Genomic DNA, 14434 nt, shown 5'->3' on the forward strand with positions numbered 1-14434 from the left:
CCTTTCTATTCTACATAAGCCCATTTTAGTGAATACGTCGAACCAAAGGGATGCCAATACATATCTTTGATTCCTTGATTTGCTAGAATTGCTAGTGACCGATTGTAAATAGGGGCAATGACACTATCACCATTAATCAATTCATTTTCAGCTTGGATAAAGTTTGCAAAACGTTTCTCAATATCACCAGCGTCTTTAGTTCGGGAGTCATTGATTAACTGATCGTATTTATCACTACTATAAGTGATGCCGCCACTAGAATTATTAGAAACGAAAATTCTCATAACTGTTAATGGGTCGCGATAATCAGTTCCCCAACCAGAAAGTTCAATATCGTAATCTTTTTTCTGATCCCGTTCGACTCGAACCGTAAATGGTACTTGGACAATCGATATTCTGACTCCAGGTAAATTGCTTTCAATCTGATTAGCAAAAAATTCTGCGGACATTTTAGCAATTTCAGTATCATCTGTTAAGAACTCTAAATTAATAGCATCCCCTAGCTCTTTTTTAGCTAATGTCAGAGAGGCTTTGGCAGACTCGGGATCATATGTTAAATACTCATGCTCTTGACTAGCAACTTTAGTGAAATCATCCCCGCTAACAGGATCTTTTGTTTGCCCTTTAGGAATCAGATGATTTGTGGCTGTTGAGCCGTCGCCTAAAATGTTAGTGACAAAGGCTTCTTTATCAAAGCTCTGAGCAATTGCTTTTCGTAGATCTTGGTTAGCCAGAGGTGTTTCTTTACCATTTCGTTCACTGTTAAGTTTTAAGAAAAAAGTCACATATTGCTCAACAGGTAAAAAGGATTCATTATCTTTGTAATTTTTGGCGAATTCTGAGGAAAGCTTGTTGACGACATCAACTTCGCCACTTTCAAATAGGTTAACCGCTGTGGAAGGTGTTTTAATCACTTGGACATTAGCTGTTTCAAGTTTCACAACATCTTTATCCCAGTATTCTTGATTCGGTGTGTATGTCCATTTGTCGGCAGAGACATCCCAATTTGACAAAACAAAGGGTCCATTGTATAAAATGTTTTCTGAAGTAGTGGCATAATCATCACCTTGTTCCGTGATAAAGGCTTCCTTTTTAGGATGGAAAATTGCAAAGGTCAGCAAGCTCTTCAAATAAGGAACAGGTCGTTCTAGTTGAACTTTGAGGGTGTGTTCGTCAATCGCTGTCACACCTAAAGTTTTTGGGTCAGCCCCATTTTCATAAATTTCTTTAGCGTTTTTAATAACGCCAACCATGACATCAGCATTCGGTGAGCCAACTGCTGGGGTGACGATTTGTTGCCAGCCATAGACAAAGTCTTGAGCTGTGACAGCAGAACCATCGGACCATTTACTGTCTTCTCTTAATTTAAACGTATAAGTTGTTTGATCCTCTGAAATCTCCGGTTCTTCCTTAGCGATACCTAAGACAAATTCATCATCTTTACCTAAAATATATAACCCTTCGTAGACTTGATTCATGGCTAGGGTAGATGTTGTATCGGCAGCCAATGCCGGATCCATTGTTGAAATTTGAGCTTCAGAAGTGATATTAATCACTTGAGAAATCCCTTGAGACTTCTTATCTTCCTTTTCCTCTGTTTGACTACAAGCACTTAAAATAGTGAGAGATGTCAAAGTAATTATCGTCAAGCGACCGATATTTTTTTTCATATCTTATCCTCCTAAAGTTGGAACATGCCTTTTTAATTATTTTTTGTTATAATAATTAACAAAGGATTAGAATTCTCATTTTTTTCTAATTTAAACTAATCTATCATACTTTAGAGTGATGACCTAACACTAATAGATGATGATAAGTATTAATTATTCTTATGATAAGGAGGAAACGTGATGGATATTAAACAATTGACTTATTTTATCGCAATAGCCGAATCAAAAACAATCACTGAAGCAGCCAAAAAACTCTATTTAGCCCAATCGGCCTTGAGTCAATCACTAAAGTCTTTAGAAGAAATTGTTGGTGCACCATTAATTAATCGAAGTCGACGTCAACATACTTTAACGTCAGCTGGTGAAATTCTTTATAATGAAGCTAAAAAAATTATTGAAACGATTGAAGCAACTAAAAAGAAAATCAGTTTATCAAGTAATAAGGTGTTCGAAAAAATTAATGTTGGCGTAGATCCGATTTCCTCACATTTGCTCTTACCCGCCCTTAGAGAAATGAAAAATGAATACCCAAATATGACTATTAATATCCAACAAAATGATTCCAGACTATTAACTCAAATGGTAACGAAAAAGGAGCTTGATTTTGCCTTAGTCGGCTTGCCGATAAATCCTTCCTACTTAGAAGTCATTGTCTTAGAAAAAAAACCACTATACTTTATTTGTTCTAAATCAGATAAAAAAAGAACGTCAATTGGAAGTTTGCCAAGAAGAATGATTAAGCCATTAATATTACCGAATACTCAAGAAGTTGGCACTTATCAAAGGATTATGGAACATGTCAAAATGAATTCTGAATCGATAGCAAGTGTGTCAGGTTGCTCCGATATTGATTTACTTTTAACAATGGTTGAAGAAGATCTTGGTTGTAGTATTGTGCCGGAATCGTTCTTAACTAAAACTAATTATGAAATTGATGTTTTATCAATTTCCGAGCCGGACTTAACAGTCACTTCCGGGCTGATTTATTCTAAAGAATTAAAATTAACTGAGCATTTGTCTCGTTTCATCGAGTCATTAGCGGAAAGTTAAAAATTTTATCAGGGGCCGTTTTTTTCATAGAAATTAAATCACCACTCTAAAATTAATCATAAGAAACAAAAGTCACTGCTATTCAAGTGACTTTTTTTGTTTGTAAAATTGTTAATAAAAAGAGCTTAAAAAAACCGACAAGTCAGAAACTAGAAGTTATTTTAGACATACTTCAAACAACTGGTTAACACTCTTCCAGAAGCTTTTTATTAAATCAAAAACAGCATAAGAAAACTGTTGTTTTTTAAAAATCAGGTATTTATAATGAACTTAATTATCTAGAGATTAGGAGGAAAGGGATGTTAAAAATTGCCATTTGCGACACTAATCGTCAAACCCATCTAGAGCTACAAAGGCTTTTAAAAAATGTCGAGCTATGTTGGGATTATCAGCTAAGCTTTTTTGCTAATCCTAGTGACTTATTTATTGAGTCTTTAAAACTAAACAGTTGTTACCAAGTCTTAATAATTAATGACAAATTAGAAGAGGAACGAGGGAGTGAGGTTGTTAAACAATTAAAGGTCATGGAAAGGAGCCCGGAATATGTGATAGTTATGATTGACTCTCTAGAAGAAGTCTTTTCAATCTTTGAAGTAGGGGCAACGGATTGTTTGGCCCGCCCACTTTCTGCTGAAAAGTTAAGGGACTCCCTCAACCGAATTTGGCAACTCATTACTGAAAAAAACAGTCCGTACATTTTAGTCAAAGATCGTTACACAAAAGAAATGGTTTACTTACGCCAAAGGGAGATAGTTTATTTTGAAATGGAAGATTCCTCTCAACGCTTACTTAAAATTGTGACGAGTCAGAAAGAAATCTATATATATTCGAGGTTAGGGGATTTTATAGGGAAACTAAAAGGAGATTGGTTCATAAAAATTTATCGGTCAATTTATGTCAATCGGCAACACATTCAAAAATTTTCTAAAAAAGAACTGCTAACAACAACAGACAGCTGGTTACCGATTGGCAGCCGCTATTATGAAGAGCTATTAAGAAAGCTAGTCAAGCATTCGGAAAAAGAATAGGTTATAAACAAAGAAGTTACCCCTAACTATATGAGGTAACTTCCTTGCCATCATTAAAAATCAAAAGGATCGATATCCTCGTCATCAACTACATGATCATAAGTATCACAATCGTCAACAATAAAACCATATGTGATTAAGAGCTGACGGCTGATCTCATTATCAGCTTGATAACCCTTGCTCAGTAACTCCTTAATATAAAGCTTATTGTAAATAAACATAAAAACTAAGGCTGAAAAATTACCAGTAATAATCGTGCAGCCGAACATGATGGCTGCCCATTTCCAATCGCCGCGAAATAAAGGCGGAAAGAAATTGAAACATAAGACTGTCCAAGAGAAACCGATTTTAGCCAGTTTGACTTGGCGTGTCTCAGGGTGTACTAAAGCTATTTTCATAAATATAAACCTCTCTTTAAAAAGTAATGCTAATAAGGACGAAAGTAATTGACAACAACAAACTGAAAAAACGAGTAGTTATGTGTAAATGACTGTCAAAACAACGTCACATGAGTCATCATTCATCAAAAGAAAGGGGCTAAAGTGAAGGGAGAAATCAGTGTCAACGAAAATTAAGCGGTAAATTGTTTCTTCGAGTATACAATTTTAGGGCGAAAATTGCGAGGATAAATCAAGGAAAGGACTCTTTTTTGTGTCACCTTTCAGACTTATTAACAAGCTAGCTAAGAAAGTAGTTAAAATTGGTGTCAGCTATTAGCTAATTGGCGACGGTTAACGGTTATAACTTTTTATTTCAACTAAAATAAAAGTATCAAAAGGAAGGAGTAATAGCCAAATGTCATAATCAAGGTCAGTCAATTGTCAGCTGTTGTTTATTAAAGGTAAGAAAAAAGAAAGGGATGAAAGTTATGAAGAAATTAGTGAAAGTCTTGAGTGTCTTATTTGTATTAGGATTTAGTCAATCAATTGTTGCAGGAGCCGAGACCGCTGTCTGGACGGACAAGACTAGTTACAGTGACATTACTAGTCAGTACGCTGAACTAGCAGAGAATGTACCAGTCTTTAGTGAAGAATTACGTGTTTCTTCAGATGTCTTGAAAAGCCCTTATCAATTACCGGCAGCAACAATTGCTAATTTAACAACGACTGAATTAGCAGAAGTAGTTTTAGCTTATCCTTATTTAAGTGATATTTATGCTTACAACTCACTCCAAGAAGGCTTAGAAGCAATTCGTAAAACTTATTTACCACTTGATCTTTTATTAAAAAGAACGGATGCCCCAGTTGGCTTACTAGAAGTCTATCAGTCAGCTAGTCAAGAGTTAGGGACTAAGAAAGCCCGTCGCTTTAATATGAAATTAGAATTACTAGAAGTTATCTTAGCTCAGAAAGAGTTATCCGGAGAGAGAGATGAGATTACGGCAGTTTATAGTCAAGTTTTAGATAATAAAGATCCTGGAATCTATGGTGAAAGTCTGACAAGTTACTTAGATGCCTTAGCAGAACAAAAAATCACCCCTTATGCTTCAGACACAACGACCACGGTAAAAACACCAAAAGGGAGCAACGTTTCAGTAATTAAATATGGTAGTGATCTAACTGATGCTAAGAAAACGGAAATTAATAATAGCATGGCCAAAAATTATCCGAAAGCGTCTCGTTTAACAAGTGCTACGAAACTATTTAACTGTCACTCCTACGCTTGGTATAGTTCTAATACCTCAACAAATAAATACTGGATGAATGACCCTGCTAAGTATATGTCAGATGGTAGCTATAAAAAACAAACAGGTTTTAAAAGTGGTCAAAAATTGTTATGGGCGGATAAGTCTCACTCAGGAATTATTAGCATGGTTTATCAAGGGCCACCTGCCCCAGGGAATAATGCTATGAGTATGGTCAAAGTTAAATCAAAATGGGGCCAAGCAGGCGTCTATGAACATGCAGGTAATTACTCACCTTATACAAACAATCTTGGCACAGCTTGGCAATAAATGACAAATAAAAGGGACTGGTAAATCGCTGAGATTTGCCAGTTTTTTGCACTTAACTATGTCACCAAAAACTAACATCAAGGATGAAATAAAATGAGCTTAGGGTTATGTTTGATGATGAAAAACGAGGAAGCGTATTTGTCAGAATTTTTTGAGACGTCAAAGAAGTATGTAGATACTGGATCGACGGATCAATCCTTAGCAATTGCCAAAAAGTATACAACTAATATTTGGCATAAAAGCTTCACTAATGATTTTTCGGAAATGCGGAATGACTTACTTGCTAAGACGGAAACGGAGTGGCTGATTTTTTTAGATGCGGATGAATTGCTAGCAGCAGAGATGTGGGAGCAGTTACGAAGTTTAATTAGTAACAGTCACCGACTAGTTGGCATCGGTGGTTTTAAGCTCATTCGTTATAATTTTTTTGCGACAGGTGGTTGGTATACGGATATGGTTCTAAAGTTATTTTTAAATGACAAAAACTTTAAGTATAGTAAAAAAGTAACGGAAAGAATCGAACCAGCGATTCTTGCTCAAGGCTATCAAGTGTTAGACTCACAGATTATGATGAATCATCTCGGTCATCTGCGACCTTTTGCTGAACGCCAAGGAAAGAGTCTGACATACATTCGTCTATTAAAGGAGGAGCTAGCAGAAAACCCTCATCACACGTTAAATTATTCGAGATTGGTTTTGATTGAACGGAATACTGGCAGTTTAGCAGAGGGCTTAGTACATTCTAAGCTAGGAGTAACGAGTCAGCCTGATAACGTCATTGCTAATACGTTTCATGGTCACTTATTAAGAGCCACTGGTGATGCTGAAGGGGCTCTGCGCTATTATCAGCGAGCTAGAGAACAGTCAAAGACACCAGGGTTAAGTGAGAACATGATAGGTCTCGTCTATTTGAGTGAGGGCAACTATTCTCAGGCTCTGACTTATTTTGAAAAAGCTTATCAAGAAAACCAACATTTCCCTCATATTTTAGTCAATCTTGGTTTAGTTCACTTTTTCCAAGAAGACTACGCCTTAGCCCTAAACTGTTTTGAGACAGTAGCAAAAGCCAATCCATATTTTTTACAAAGGGAAGCCCTAGGAATTTTAGAGTTTGATCCATATAAGAGTTTGCATTATGAAACAATTGCTAATTATTGGGGATTGGAAAGTTATATTAGGGTTTGTGAGGGGGAGTTAAGAAAGGGATAGATTGTTAGTAATCGCGGTCATTTAATTATGATCGACTTACTTAATCGACTTATTTAAAAAAGGCTAATTAATATACTAGTGATTCCCTATCTATAGTATACTAACTATTAAAGGGGTGTTTAAAATAGCGAAAGAAAATAAATGGTTTAACCAAACTTACATTAATGAAATTAAAACAAAACTAGGACATTCAGCCGATAGTTTAAACTTAACGGTTAGTAATAACCCAAATACCTGGGGTCGTCAGTTACTTTTCGGGGCATTTTCTAGTCTATCTTTAAGAATGTATAATCTTAGTCTTGAAAATAAAGGTCTCCTTTTTATCCAACGGAGCATGAAAAATAACCAATTGTTATTAGATAACAGTCATTTTATTAATCACCATGAGATTGCTGAAATCACTTTTAAAAAGGGCTTAATCCAAAATAAACTCATTATTATCAATAATGAGGGCAAAAAGCGAGTCTATCTTTGTAATAAAAAAATTATTGGTGTTCCGTGGCACAAGGAGAGTTACGAAAAAGTGCAGGCATGTTACGGCAATTGATCTTTGCGCTCTTTAATAATCTCGATAATTTCGGTAATCATCACAACTACTGCAATCCCAAGACTAGTGGCGAAAAAATAAATAATCATGATAAAGTTAAAAAAGACCGCATAAAGCATGTAAAATAGTAAAAGGGAAAAAGCGATTTTAAAAAGCTTTTCTCTTTTTCTTTTTTTAAACCATTCCTCATTATTCATAGTTATCCATCCCTAGATAATGAATTTACCACTTAGATTTATGAGTTCTATCATGGAATGAGTGACTTATGTAGTCAATAAAGAAGTACTTTCAGCAATTAATTTTTCAGCATTAAGGATGCCATAATCTTTTTTTGAAATTACGATCACAGGAGTCTGTGGAAATTTAAGTTCGATGTCGGTTTGGCTATATCCACAGATAGGTGTTAAATAGATTAGTTTAGCATCGGCAGCTTTTTTTTCTAATAAATTAACACTGTATGACTTAACAATGATGTTCTGATTTGCTTTTTTTAGTAAATTATTCATTTTATTGGCTAGAAACATTGTTTGCATCAAGCCTTCATCACTTATAAAATTGACTGGCGAATCGAATATCATAATAATATCTTTTGGCTCTGGTTCTAAATCTTCTCTTTTGTTTGATTGTAAGTTCATATTATTTTGTCCTTTCATTTTCAGATGGAATTTAAATGGATACCTTTAATAAAATCTTCTTGATGTGAGGATCAATATTTAGTAGAGAGTCGGGAAAGTGACATCTGGCAACTAGCTAACATAGTGTTACTTGTTGAATCCATTATACAATAATTAAATTAAGGGGCTAGTAATATGCTAGGATTATTATCCTTTTCTTTAATTATATTATGACTAATCACATCATTTAACTTAGAGCCAAAGACCATACAAGCGGTTATGCTCTAGGTCTTCTTGTTTTATTATGTTTTTTAATTCCTTCTAATTGACAGGGAAGGCCTCATAAATTACAATGTAAGCGTCAAGGTAACTACTACATCTAAATAGCTTTGTTGGCACTACTTCGACGCGGCAAGCCCGCGTCAAAAAGTAGCCCTGACTAGTAGATCACCAGTCTGTCTAATCAAGTTGCCAATAGACTAGCGCAAGCGCTAGCATCTTCATTGTACTCAATATTTGAGATATTTTCTAGCTTTTTTGCAAGAAAATTTTCGTTTAACGAGTCTTATTTAAGCATCCTCAGGCAGTGAAGGTTTCGGCGATTCTAGTTTATTCAACATGGTATCAGATTATCTGTCTGGTGCTGTGTTTTTTGTTATTTAATTTTAGTGGTGGTTAGCTTGGCAGGACGTTGCAAGGACCTCATCTTATCAATCTCTTAGTTACGTGGCTCATGATTAGTTGCTCTGTTATTGAAAGAAATGAGGGAGTTTAGATGTCAATGATGCAAGCTCTGACAATCGCTGTCTGGGTAGCTTTGATTCAAGCCCGCTTTTTTGGTTACGCCGGTTTAAATTTACGTTTCAGCCCCTTAATGACTAGCCTCTTTGTCGGAATAATGTTAGGAGACGTGGCCCAAGGTGTCACAGTTGGGGCCGCCATTCAATTAATCTCCATGGGACAGATTGCTCCAGGTGGGCAAATGCCTACTGAACCAGCTGTTTCTGGAGCGGTTGCCACTTCAGTTGCCATATTAGGTAATTTAGACCCTTCCGCCGCTGTTGCAATTGCCGTGCCAGTTGGAATTCTCGGCAGTTACTTATACACACTCAAAATTATCCTCAATTCCTTTGTTACGAAATACACCGATCAAGTCGTCGAACAATTAGCTGCTCACAAATTCACTTTCGTCTTAGGGATTGTCCCTGTCCTTTTAACTTCTCTCACTCATGTTCCAGTCATGTTTATTGCGCTTTATTACGGGGCAGATCAAATTGCCCAAGTCGTTACCCAGTTACAAGGAACAGTCATCTTTCATATTCTTGATGTAGTTGCAGGCTCCCTAGCTGCTGTCGGAATCGCTGTCTTGATTAGAATTATTGGTGAAAAGAGTGACTTGCTCTTCTTTTTACTGGCCTTTTTCTTAACGATTACTTTACGAGAGCTAGGAATCACCATGGTTACTTGGGCTGTTATCGGCATGATTATTGCAGGACTCTATACGTTAGTCACTTATCAAAGAGAGGAGCAAAAGAGTCATGGCAACTAAAAAAAAACAGACTGCTGGTTTAACAACGAAAGAATTAACTCAAATTTGGACCCGTTGGTGGTGGATGAACGAGTTGCCACGGACTTATGAACGACAAATTGCCCCTTCTTTGATGTATGCCTTAGCGCCGTTACTGAAAAAAATGTATCAAGACCCTGCAGAATTAAAAGCTGCTTACCAACGTCATTTAACGTTCTATAATACTGATGCCGTTTGGGGCGGTGGCACGATTACTGGGATTGTTGCCTCTTTGGAAGAACAACGCGGGCAACAAGTCCAAGAAACGGGGAGTGAACAAACAGTCACAGCTGACTTAATTGAAGCAACTAAAATTGGCTTAATGGGACCAATGGCGGGAATTGGTGATTCAATTAACAACGGCACCTTACAATATCTTTTAATCGCGATTGCCTTGCCTTGGGCTGCCGATGGCTATTGGATTGGCGCTGTCTTGCCTTGGTTGTCATTTACGATCATTACTTATCTTTACGGTCGGGCCTTTGTGATTTTTAGTTACCGAGTCGGTCGCCAAGCAGCCAAAGAACTTTTGGCTGGTGCCAAAGCCAAGCGGATTATTAAAGGCTTAACGATTTTAGGGATGTTTATGATGGGAGTCACTGCGGCTAACTTTGTTAGAATTCAGTCTTCCCTTGAGTTTACAATCTCTGAGCGGGTGTTTTCACTCCAAGGAATTTTAGACTCAATTTTACCAGGGATCTTACCCTTAAGCTTAATTGGTTTTTTGTATGTGTATTTTGAGAAAAAAGGCCTTAACGTCTTACGGGGCATGTTAATTGTTAGTGTGATTTTAGGTGTCTTAGCTGCCATTGGACTTTTATAAGGAGGAGACATCATGGGAGAAATTGCCTTTGCGAGAGTCGATAGTCGCTTAATTCATGGTCAAGTCGTTACTAAGTGGGCGAAATCATCAGGTGCCAATGTGATCTATATTGTTGATGATAAGATCAGCCAAGATGCCTTTACTAAGGAGATTTATCAAGCCGCCGGTAGTAGCTACGGGTTTAAAGTTAAGGCCTTTAGTGCTGAAGAAGTCTTAGCCAAATGGCAGGTGGATCATTTCGGTGCTGACAAAGTTTTTTTGTTGTTTAGTGATGTCCCGACAGCTCTGACTTGTCTCAATCAAGACTTACCAATTCCAGTGTTGAATCTTGGCGGTATGCCATTGAGTCAGGGGAAGAGTTTCTTTATTAAAAATATCGCCCTTAGTCAAAGTGAGATGGAGGATTTACGTCAGTTAGCCCAGGCAAAACAAATGGTGATTTATGCCCAAACGGTCCCAGATGCCCAACGGAAAAACCTTTAAAAGAAAGGAAAAACAATGAGCGACTATCAAATTGGAATTGTTAATTCCCAAAGTTTTGGCAAGTATTTCCCGGAACATCTAGAGGAGTTAAGAACCTTAGGCGCAGTCACGGCGCTCCAACTATCAGCAACTGCGACTGTCGCAGAAATCGGCCGAAAATTAGCCCCTTACGACTGTCTGATTACTAGTGTCACCCCAGAGTTCACAGCGGATTTTTTTACGAAGACGCCGAAATTAAAATTAATTGCCCGTCACGGATTAGGAGTCAATAACATTGATTTAGCTGCGGCGAGCAAACACCAAGTTTATGTGACAAAAGTAACCCCAGAAGTCGAGACAGAAGCGGTTGCCGAACATGCTATTGCTTTGATGTTAGCCTTAGGTCGACTAATTCCCCAAGCGGATTATGCCTTGCGGAATACCCCTTGGGAAAAGCGAGTTAATTTTGTAGGCATTGAGTTGAAAGAATTAACTGTCGGAATTATCGGTTACGGTCATATTGGTCAACGAGTAGGAGACATTTTGCGACTAGGCTTTGGCAGCCAGATCTTAGTATATGATCCTTATCAATCAGCAAGGAAGATTCAAAAAAGTGGTGGACAGAAAGTCACTTTAGAAGAACTGTTAAGCCAGTCTGACGTGATCAGCCTTCACGCCAACGTCACAGAAGCTAATCAAGGGCTATTAGGGGCCCGAGAATTTTCTCAGCTAAAACCAACTGTCCGGGTGATTAATACAGCTCGGGGTGCCTTAGTTGACGAAGGAGCTTTAGTCAAGGCTTTAAAAGCAAAAAAAATTGCTGGTTATGCTGCTGATGTTTTTGAGTCAGAACCGTTGTTGCAAACAAGTCCTTTACTAGCCTTTGAGAATGTCGTCTTAACTCCCCACATTGGTGCCTATACGGCAGAAAGTCTCGCAGGGATGGGAGCTAAAGTTGTTAAGGATGTTCGAACAGTCTTAAAGGGCGAGGTTCCGTTAGAAGTTGTTAATAAGGAGGTCAGCCAATGATTGGGATTCAAGTAGTGACACATGGTAAGTTAGGTCATGGCTTAGCCGATGGGTTACAGATGATTGTCGGTGACGTTCCTCAGTTTGCGTACTGTCAATTAAAGTCAGAACAATCAATTGCTGATTACCGTCAAGCAGTCTTAATTCAAACCCAAAGCTTAGAACAAGGTCAAGGAGTGCTAGTCTTTGCGGATTTACTTGGAGGCACTCCTTACAACACAGCTTGTTTTAATTCCCGACATTTTTCAACAACTAAGTATCAAATCATCACTGGCGTGAATTTATCATTGTTAATCAGTGCCGTTCTCAAACGTGAAGAGGCGAACTTAACCGAGCTAGTCCAGCAACTTATGCAGCCAACGGAATGTGGCATCGAACTGTCAGCTTTTAGCCAATTAACTACGCCATAAGTCAATTGATGGTCACTATTACTAAGTTGCGTTAAGTTGGCAAAGACTGACTTAGCGCAACTGTGCTAGGAGGAGAAAGGAGTTACAAATGAAACTTGCTTTAGGGAATGATCATGCCGGTTACAAATTAAGAAAGGTTGCGATTGAGGTAGCTACTGACTTAGGTTATGAGATTGTTGATTTTGGTACGACTGATGAATTAGCTGTTTACACGACACCGATTGCCGAAAAAGTTGCCAATTATGTTGTCGAAAATCAAGGAAAAGGCCTGTTGATTTGTGGCAGTGGTGTTGGCATGTCGATTGCTGCCAATAAAGATCCTGGAGTTCGCTGTGTCTGTTGTTCCGACTTATTCACTTGTGAGTCCTCGCGGTTACACAACAATACGAATATTCTCGCCTTAGGTTCAAGAGTTGTTAATTTAGCCACAGCGGAAAATTTAATTCGGAGATGGCTTCAAGCAGAATACGAAGGTGGCAGACGGGAAATTGCTTATGAGTTGATTACAGAGTTAGAGGAGAGATATTTACAAGTTAAGGCAAGGGAGTAAGTGATAAGTCACTAACAAAAAATAACCGACGACATTGACGTCATCGGCGGCTATCTTGTTTTATTATGTTTTTTAATTGCTTCTCGTTGACAGTATTTTACTTATGCCATTACAATGGAGGCGTTAAGATAACCACGACAGTTAAATTCTAAGTTGGCACTACTTCAACGCGGCAGGAACCGCGTCCGAAGTAGCTCCTGACTAGCAGATCCTCAGTCTGACTAATCAAGCTGCCAATAGACTAGCGTCTAGCTAGCATCTTTATTGTACTCAATTATGGTTAGGTTTTCTAGCTTTAAAAGCAGAAAATTTCAATTAAAGCAGTTTATTTAATTGATTGGATTGAACAAGAGAAGGAACTAGCAAAGCTAAAAACTAGTTTATTTAAGGCGCTATCAGATTAGTACTGATAGCGTTTATTTTGCCGTGGTTGTCTTAGCTTTTAACTAGTTTAATTACTTACTCACACGTGCAGGTTAAGAAGTAGGAGGATCGTTGGTTGAGTCAGTTTAAGGAGGATTAAACATGGGAGAAGTGTTATTTGCGGAGATTGATGCTAGGGAGATTGAGGAACAGACCTTAGTTGAGTATGCCCAGTCAGTTGGTAGTCAGATGATTTACATTGTAGATAAAGAGCTTAGAGAGAATCACTTGTTTCAAAAAGAACTACGAGAAGGACTTAAGGACTATGATATCCAGTTAAAAGTCTTTACTGAAGTCGAGATAATGGAACAGTGGGAGTTAGATGAATTTGGTGAGGATGAGGTGTTTCTCCTTTTAACAAGCATTGCAGCGACGATTTATTGCGTTGAGGAAGATTTACCAATCCCTTTTTTAAGTTTAGGACCTATGCCTCTGGAAGATGACAAAGCTTCCTTATTAGCGACTTTGCGTTTTGCTGACTATAAGCCTGAATAAAGTAGCAACAGCAGTCCCCTTAGTCAAAATAGGAGGTGTTAGAAGATGATTGGCATTTTATTAGTTACCCATGGAGAACTTGGTGCGGGGTTAATAGACGGGGTGCGAATAATAGTTGGCGAAGTTTCGAATATTGACCAAGTCCCCTTATTGGAAGAATTATCTCTCAAAGAGTATCGTCAAAGAGTTTTTGCTAAGACCCGACAACTGGATCGGGGAAAAGGGGTGTTAGTCTTTGCTGATATTTATGGCGAGCCGCCTTATAATGCTGCGCGACTTAACGGAAAGAACTTTCACCAAGGCCAATATCAACTAATTGCTGGCGTTAACTTACCTTTATTAGTCAATGCTGTCTTAAAGCGGGAAACCCTTAACTTATTGACATTAGTTAAACAACTGGAAGATCCACAAGAACAAGGAATTGTAATGCCTGAGTATAGCCATCGACAGATGGGGGAAAGCTCAGATTAAAACTGTTTAAATATATAATTGTTAATACAGGTTTTAAACAGATTTAACTAATAGTTAGAGATGGATTAACTTCTTACTAAAACAGCTTGACGAAGCAAACTAAGTAAGAGGTTTTTTTGCGTGCCAATTTTA

Annotated in this window: 17 protein-coding genes; 13 read left to right on the forward strand and 4 right to left on the reverse strand. The window is 37.8% G+C overall.

Features of this window, described 5'->3' with window-relative positions; translation table 11 throughout:
- Positions 1–5: 5 nt before the first annotated feature.
- Positions 6–1670, reverse strand: a complete 1665-nt coding sequence (locus CBF35_RS00845) for a peptide ABC transporter substrate-binding protein (RefSeq protein WP_126777993.1) — start codon at positions 1668–1670, stop codon at positions 6–8.
- A 180-nt stretch (positions 1671–1850) separates the two neighbouring features.
- Between CBF35_RS00845 and CBF35_RS00850 the strand changes: the two genes are divergently transcribed.
- Positions 1851–2720 (forward strand): LysR family transcriptional regulator, encoded by an 870-nt coding sequence (locus CBF35_RS00850; RefSeq protein ID WP_126777994.1) that lies wholly within the window; start codon positions 1851–1853, stop codon positions 2718–2720.
- A gap of 299 nt (positions 2721–3019) precedes the next feature.
- Positions 3020–3748 carry a LytR/AlgR family response regulator transcription factor gene (locus CBF35_RS00855; RefSeq protein ID WP_126777995.1) on the forward strand — a complete coding sequence of 243 codons (729 nt, stop codon included), beginning with the start codon at positions 3020–3022 and terminating at the stop codon, positions 3746–3748.
- A gap of 53 nt (positions 3749–3801) precedes the next feature.
- On the opposite strand, the gene CBF35_RS00860 is transcribed toward CBF35_RS00855, so the two are convergent.
- Positions 3802–4146, reverse strand: a complete 345-nt coding sequence (locus CBF35_RS00860) for a hypothetical protein (RefSeq protein WP_126777996.1) — start codon at positions 4144–4146, stop codon at positions 3802–3804.
- Positions 4147–4616: 470 nt separating this feature from the next.
- Between CBF35_RS00860 and CBF35_RS00865 the strand changes: the two genes are divergently transcribed.
- From CBF35_RS00865 to CBF35_RS00875, 3 genes are all read left to right on the forward strand, one after another.
- Positions 4617–5702, forward strand: a complete 1086-nt coding sequence (locus tag CBF35_RS00865) for a hypothetical protein (RefSeq protein ID WP_126777997.1) — start codon at positions 4617–4619, stop codon at positions 5700–5702.
- Positions 5703–5795: 93 nt separating this feature from the next.
- Positions 5796–6911, forward strand: a complete 1116-nt coding sequence (locus tag CBF35_RS00870; RefSeq protein WP_126777998.1) for a tetratricopeptide repeat protein — start codon at positions 5796–5798, stop codon at positions 6909–6911.
- 115 nt (positions 6912–7026) lie between these two features.
- A complete protein-coding gene (locus CBF35_RS00875; protein WP_126777999.1) occupies positions 7027–7458 on the forward strand; it encodes a hypothetical protein in 432 nt (143 codons plus the stop codon).
- Here CBF35_RS00875 and CBF35_RS00880 read toward each other — a convergent pair.
- Together CBF35_RS00880 and CBF35_RS00885 are read right to left on the reverse strand one after the other, a co-directional pair.
- Complete coding sequence (locus tag CBF35_RS00880) at positions 7446–7655, reverse strand: hypothetical protein (RefSeq protein WP_126778000.1); 210 nt, start codon at positions 7653–7655, stop codon at positions 7446–7448. The genes CBF35_RS00875 and CBF35_RS00880 overlap by 13 nt on opposite strands.
- A gap of 66 nt (positions 7656–7721) precedes the next feature.
- Positions 7722–8093, reverse strand: coding sequence for a PTS sugar transporter subunit IIB (locus tag CBF35_RS00885; protein WP_170174671.1), 372 nt, complete (start codon positions 8091–8093; stop codon positions 7722–7724).
- Between the two features lie 754 nt (positions 8094–8847).
- On the opposite strand from CBF35_RS00885, the gene CBF35_RS00890 reads away from it, so the two are divergent.
- From CBF35_RS00890 to CBF35_RS00925, 8 genes are all read left to right on the forward strand, one after another.
- Positions 8848–9621, forward strand: coding sequence for a PTS sugar transporter subunit IIC (locus CBF35_RS00890; protein WP_126778002.1), 774 nt, complete (start codon positions 8848–8850; stop codon positions 9619–9621).
- Positions 9611–10462, forward strand: a complete 852-nt coding sequence (locus tag CBF35_RS00895) for a PTS system mannose/fructose/sorbose family transporter subunit IID (protein WP_126778003.1) — start codon at positions 9611–9613, stop codon at positions 10460–10462. The genes CBF35_RS00890 and CBF35_RS00895 overlap by 11 nt, the downstream gene beginning before the upstream one ends.
- 12 nt (positions 10463–10474) lie before the next feature.
- Positions 10475–10945: a PTS sugar transporter subunit IIB gene (locus tag CBF35_RS00900; protein WP_126778004.1), complete on the forward strand. Its 471-nt coding sequence runs from the start codon at positions 10475–10477 to the stop codon at positions 10943–10945.
- A 15-nt stretch (positions 10946–10960) separates the two neighbouring features.
- Entirely contained in the window at positions 10961–11953 is a 993-nt protein-coding gene (locus CBF35_RS00905; protein WP_126778005.1) for a D-isomer specific 2-hydroxyacid dehydrogenase family protein, read from the forward strand.
- Entirely contained in the window at positions 11950–12363 is a 414-nt protein-coding gene (locus CBF35_RS00910) for a PTS sugar transporter subunit IIA (protein WP_126778006.1), read from the forward strand. Before CBF35_RS00905 ends, CBF35_RS00910 begins: the two co-directional genes overlap by 4 nt.
- A gap of 88 nt (positions 12364–12451) precedes the next feature.
- Positions 12452–12913 carry an RpiB/LacA/LacB family sugar-phosphate isomerase gene (locus CBF35_RS00915; RefSeq protein WP_126778007.1) on the forward strand — a complete coding sequence of 154 codons (462 nt, stop codon included), beginning with the start codon at positions 12452–12454 and terminating at the stop codon, positions 12911–12913.
- Between the two features lie 525 nt (positions 12914–13438).
- Complete coding sequence (locus CBF35_RS00920) at positions 13439–13831, forward strand: PTS sugar transporter subunit IIB (RefSeq protein ID WP_126778008.1); 393 nt, start codon at positions 13439–13441, stop codon at positions 13829–13831.
- A gap of 45 nt (positions 13832–13876) precedes the next feature.
- A complete protein-coding gene (locus CBF35_RS00925; RefSeq protein ID WP_126778009.1) occupies positions 13877–14302 on the forward strand; it encodes a PTS sugar transporter subunit IIA in 426 nt (141 codons plus the stop codon).
- The last annotated feature ends 132 nt before the right edge of the window (positions 14303–14434 follow it).

The sequence above is a fragment of the Vagococcus salmoninarum genome (assembly GCF_003987495.1).
In the GTDB taxonomy this organism is placed as follows: Bacteria; Bacillota; Bacilli; order Lactobacillales; family Vagococcaceae; genus Vagococcus_D; species Vagococcus_D salmoninarum.

What these genes read in the sequence shown, in the direction of transcription:
- CBF35_RS00845 (WP_126777993.1), bottom strand. Translation starts at nt 1,670, where the DNA reads ATGAAAAAAAATATCGGTCGCTTGACGATAATTACTTTGACATCTCTC.
- CBF35_RS00890 (WP_126778002.1), top strand. Translation starts at nt 8,848, where the DNA reads ATGTCAATGATGCAAGCTCTGACAATCGCTGTCTGGGTAGCTTTGATT.
- CBF35_RS00900 (WP_126778004.1), top strand. Translation starts at nt 10,475, where the DNA reads ATGGGAGAAATTGCCTTTGCGAGAGTCGATAGTCGCTTAATTCATGGT.
- CBF35_RS00895 (WP_126778003.1), top strand. Translation starts at nt 9,611, where the DNA reads ATGGCAACTAAAAAAAAACAGACTGCTGGTTTAACAACGAAAGAATTA.
- CBF35_RS00850 (WP_126777994.1), top strand. Translation starts at nt 1,851, where the DNA reads ATGGATATTAAACAATTGACTTATTTTATCGCAATAGCCGAATCAAAA.
- CBF35_RS00925 (WP_126778009.1), top strand. Translation starts at nt 13,877, where the DNA reads ATGATTGGCATTTTATTAGTTACCCATGGAGAACTTGGTGCGGGGTTA.
- CBF35_RS00915 (WP_126778007.1), top strand. Translation starts at nt 12,452, where the DNA reads ATGAAACTTGCTTTAGGGAATGATCATGCCGGTTACAAATTAAGAAAG.
- CBF35_RS00905 (WP_126778005.1), top strand. Translation starts at nt 10,961, where the DNA reads ATGAGCGACTATCAAATTGGAATTGTTAATTCCCAAAGTTTTGGCAAG.
- CBF35_RS00860 (WP_126777996.1), bottom strand. Translation starts at nt 4,146, where the DNA reads ATGAAAATAGCTTTAGTACACCCTGAGACACGCCAAGTCAAACTGGCT.
- CBF35_RS00880 (WP_126778000.1), bottom strand. Translation starts at nt 7,655, where the DNA reads ATGAATAATGAGGAATGGTTTAAAAAAAGAAAAAGAGAAAAGCTTTTT.
- CBF35_RS00910 (WP_126778006.1), top strand. Translation starts at nt 11,950, where the DNA reads ATGATTGGGATTCAAGTAGTGACACATGGTAAGTTAGGTCATGGCTTA.
- CBF35_RS00865 (WP_126777997.1), top strand. Translation starts at nt 4,617, where the DNA reads ATGAAGAAATTAGTGAAAGTCTTGAGTGTCTTATTTGTATTAGGATTT.
- CBF35_RS00870 (WP_126777998.1), top strand. Translation starts at nt 5,796, where the DNA reads ATGAGCTTAGGGTTATGTTTGATGATGAAAAACGAGGAAGCGTATTTG.
- CBF35_RS00885 (WP_170174671.1), bottom strand. Translation starts at nt 8,093, where the DNA reads ATGAACTTACAATCAAACAAAAGAGAAGATTTAGAACCAGAGCCAAAA.
- CBF35_RS00920 (WP_126778008.1), top strand. Translation starts at nt 13,439, where the DNA reads ATGGGAGAAGTGTTATTTGCGGAGATTGATGCTAGGGAGATTGAGGAA.
- CBF35_RS00855 (WP_126777995.1), top strand. Translation starts at nt 3,020, where the DNA reads ATGTTAAAAATTGCCATTTGCGACACTAATCGTCAAACCCATCTAGAG.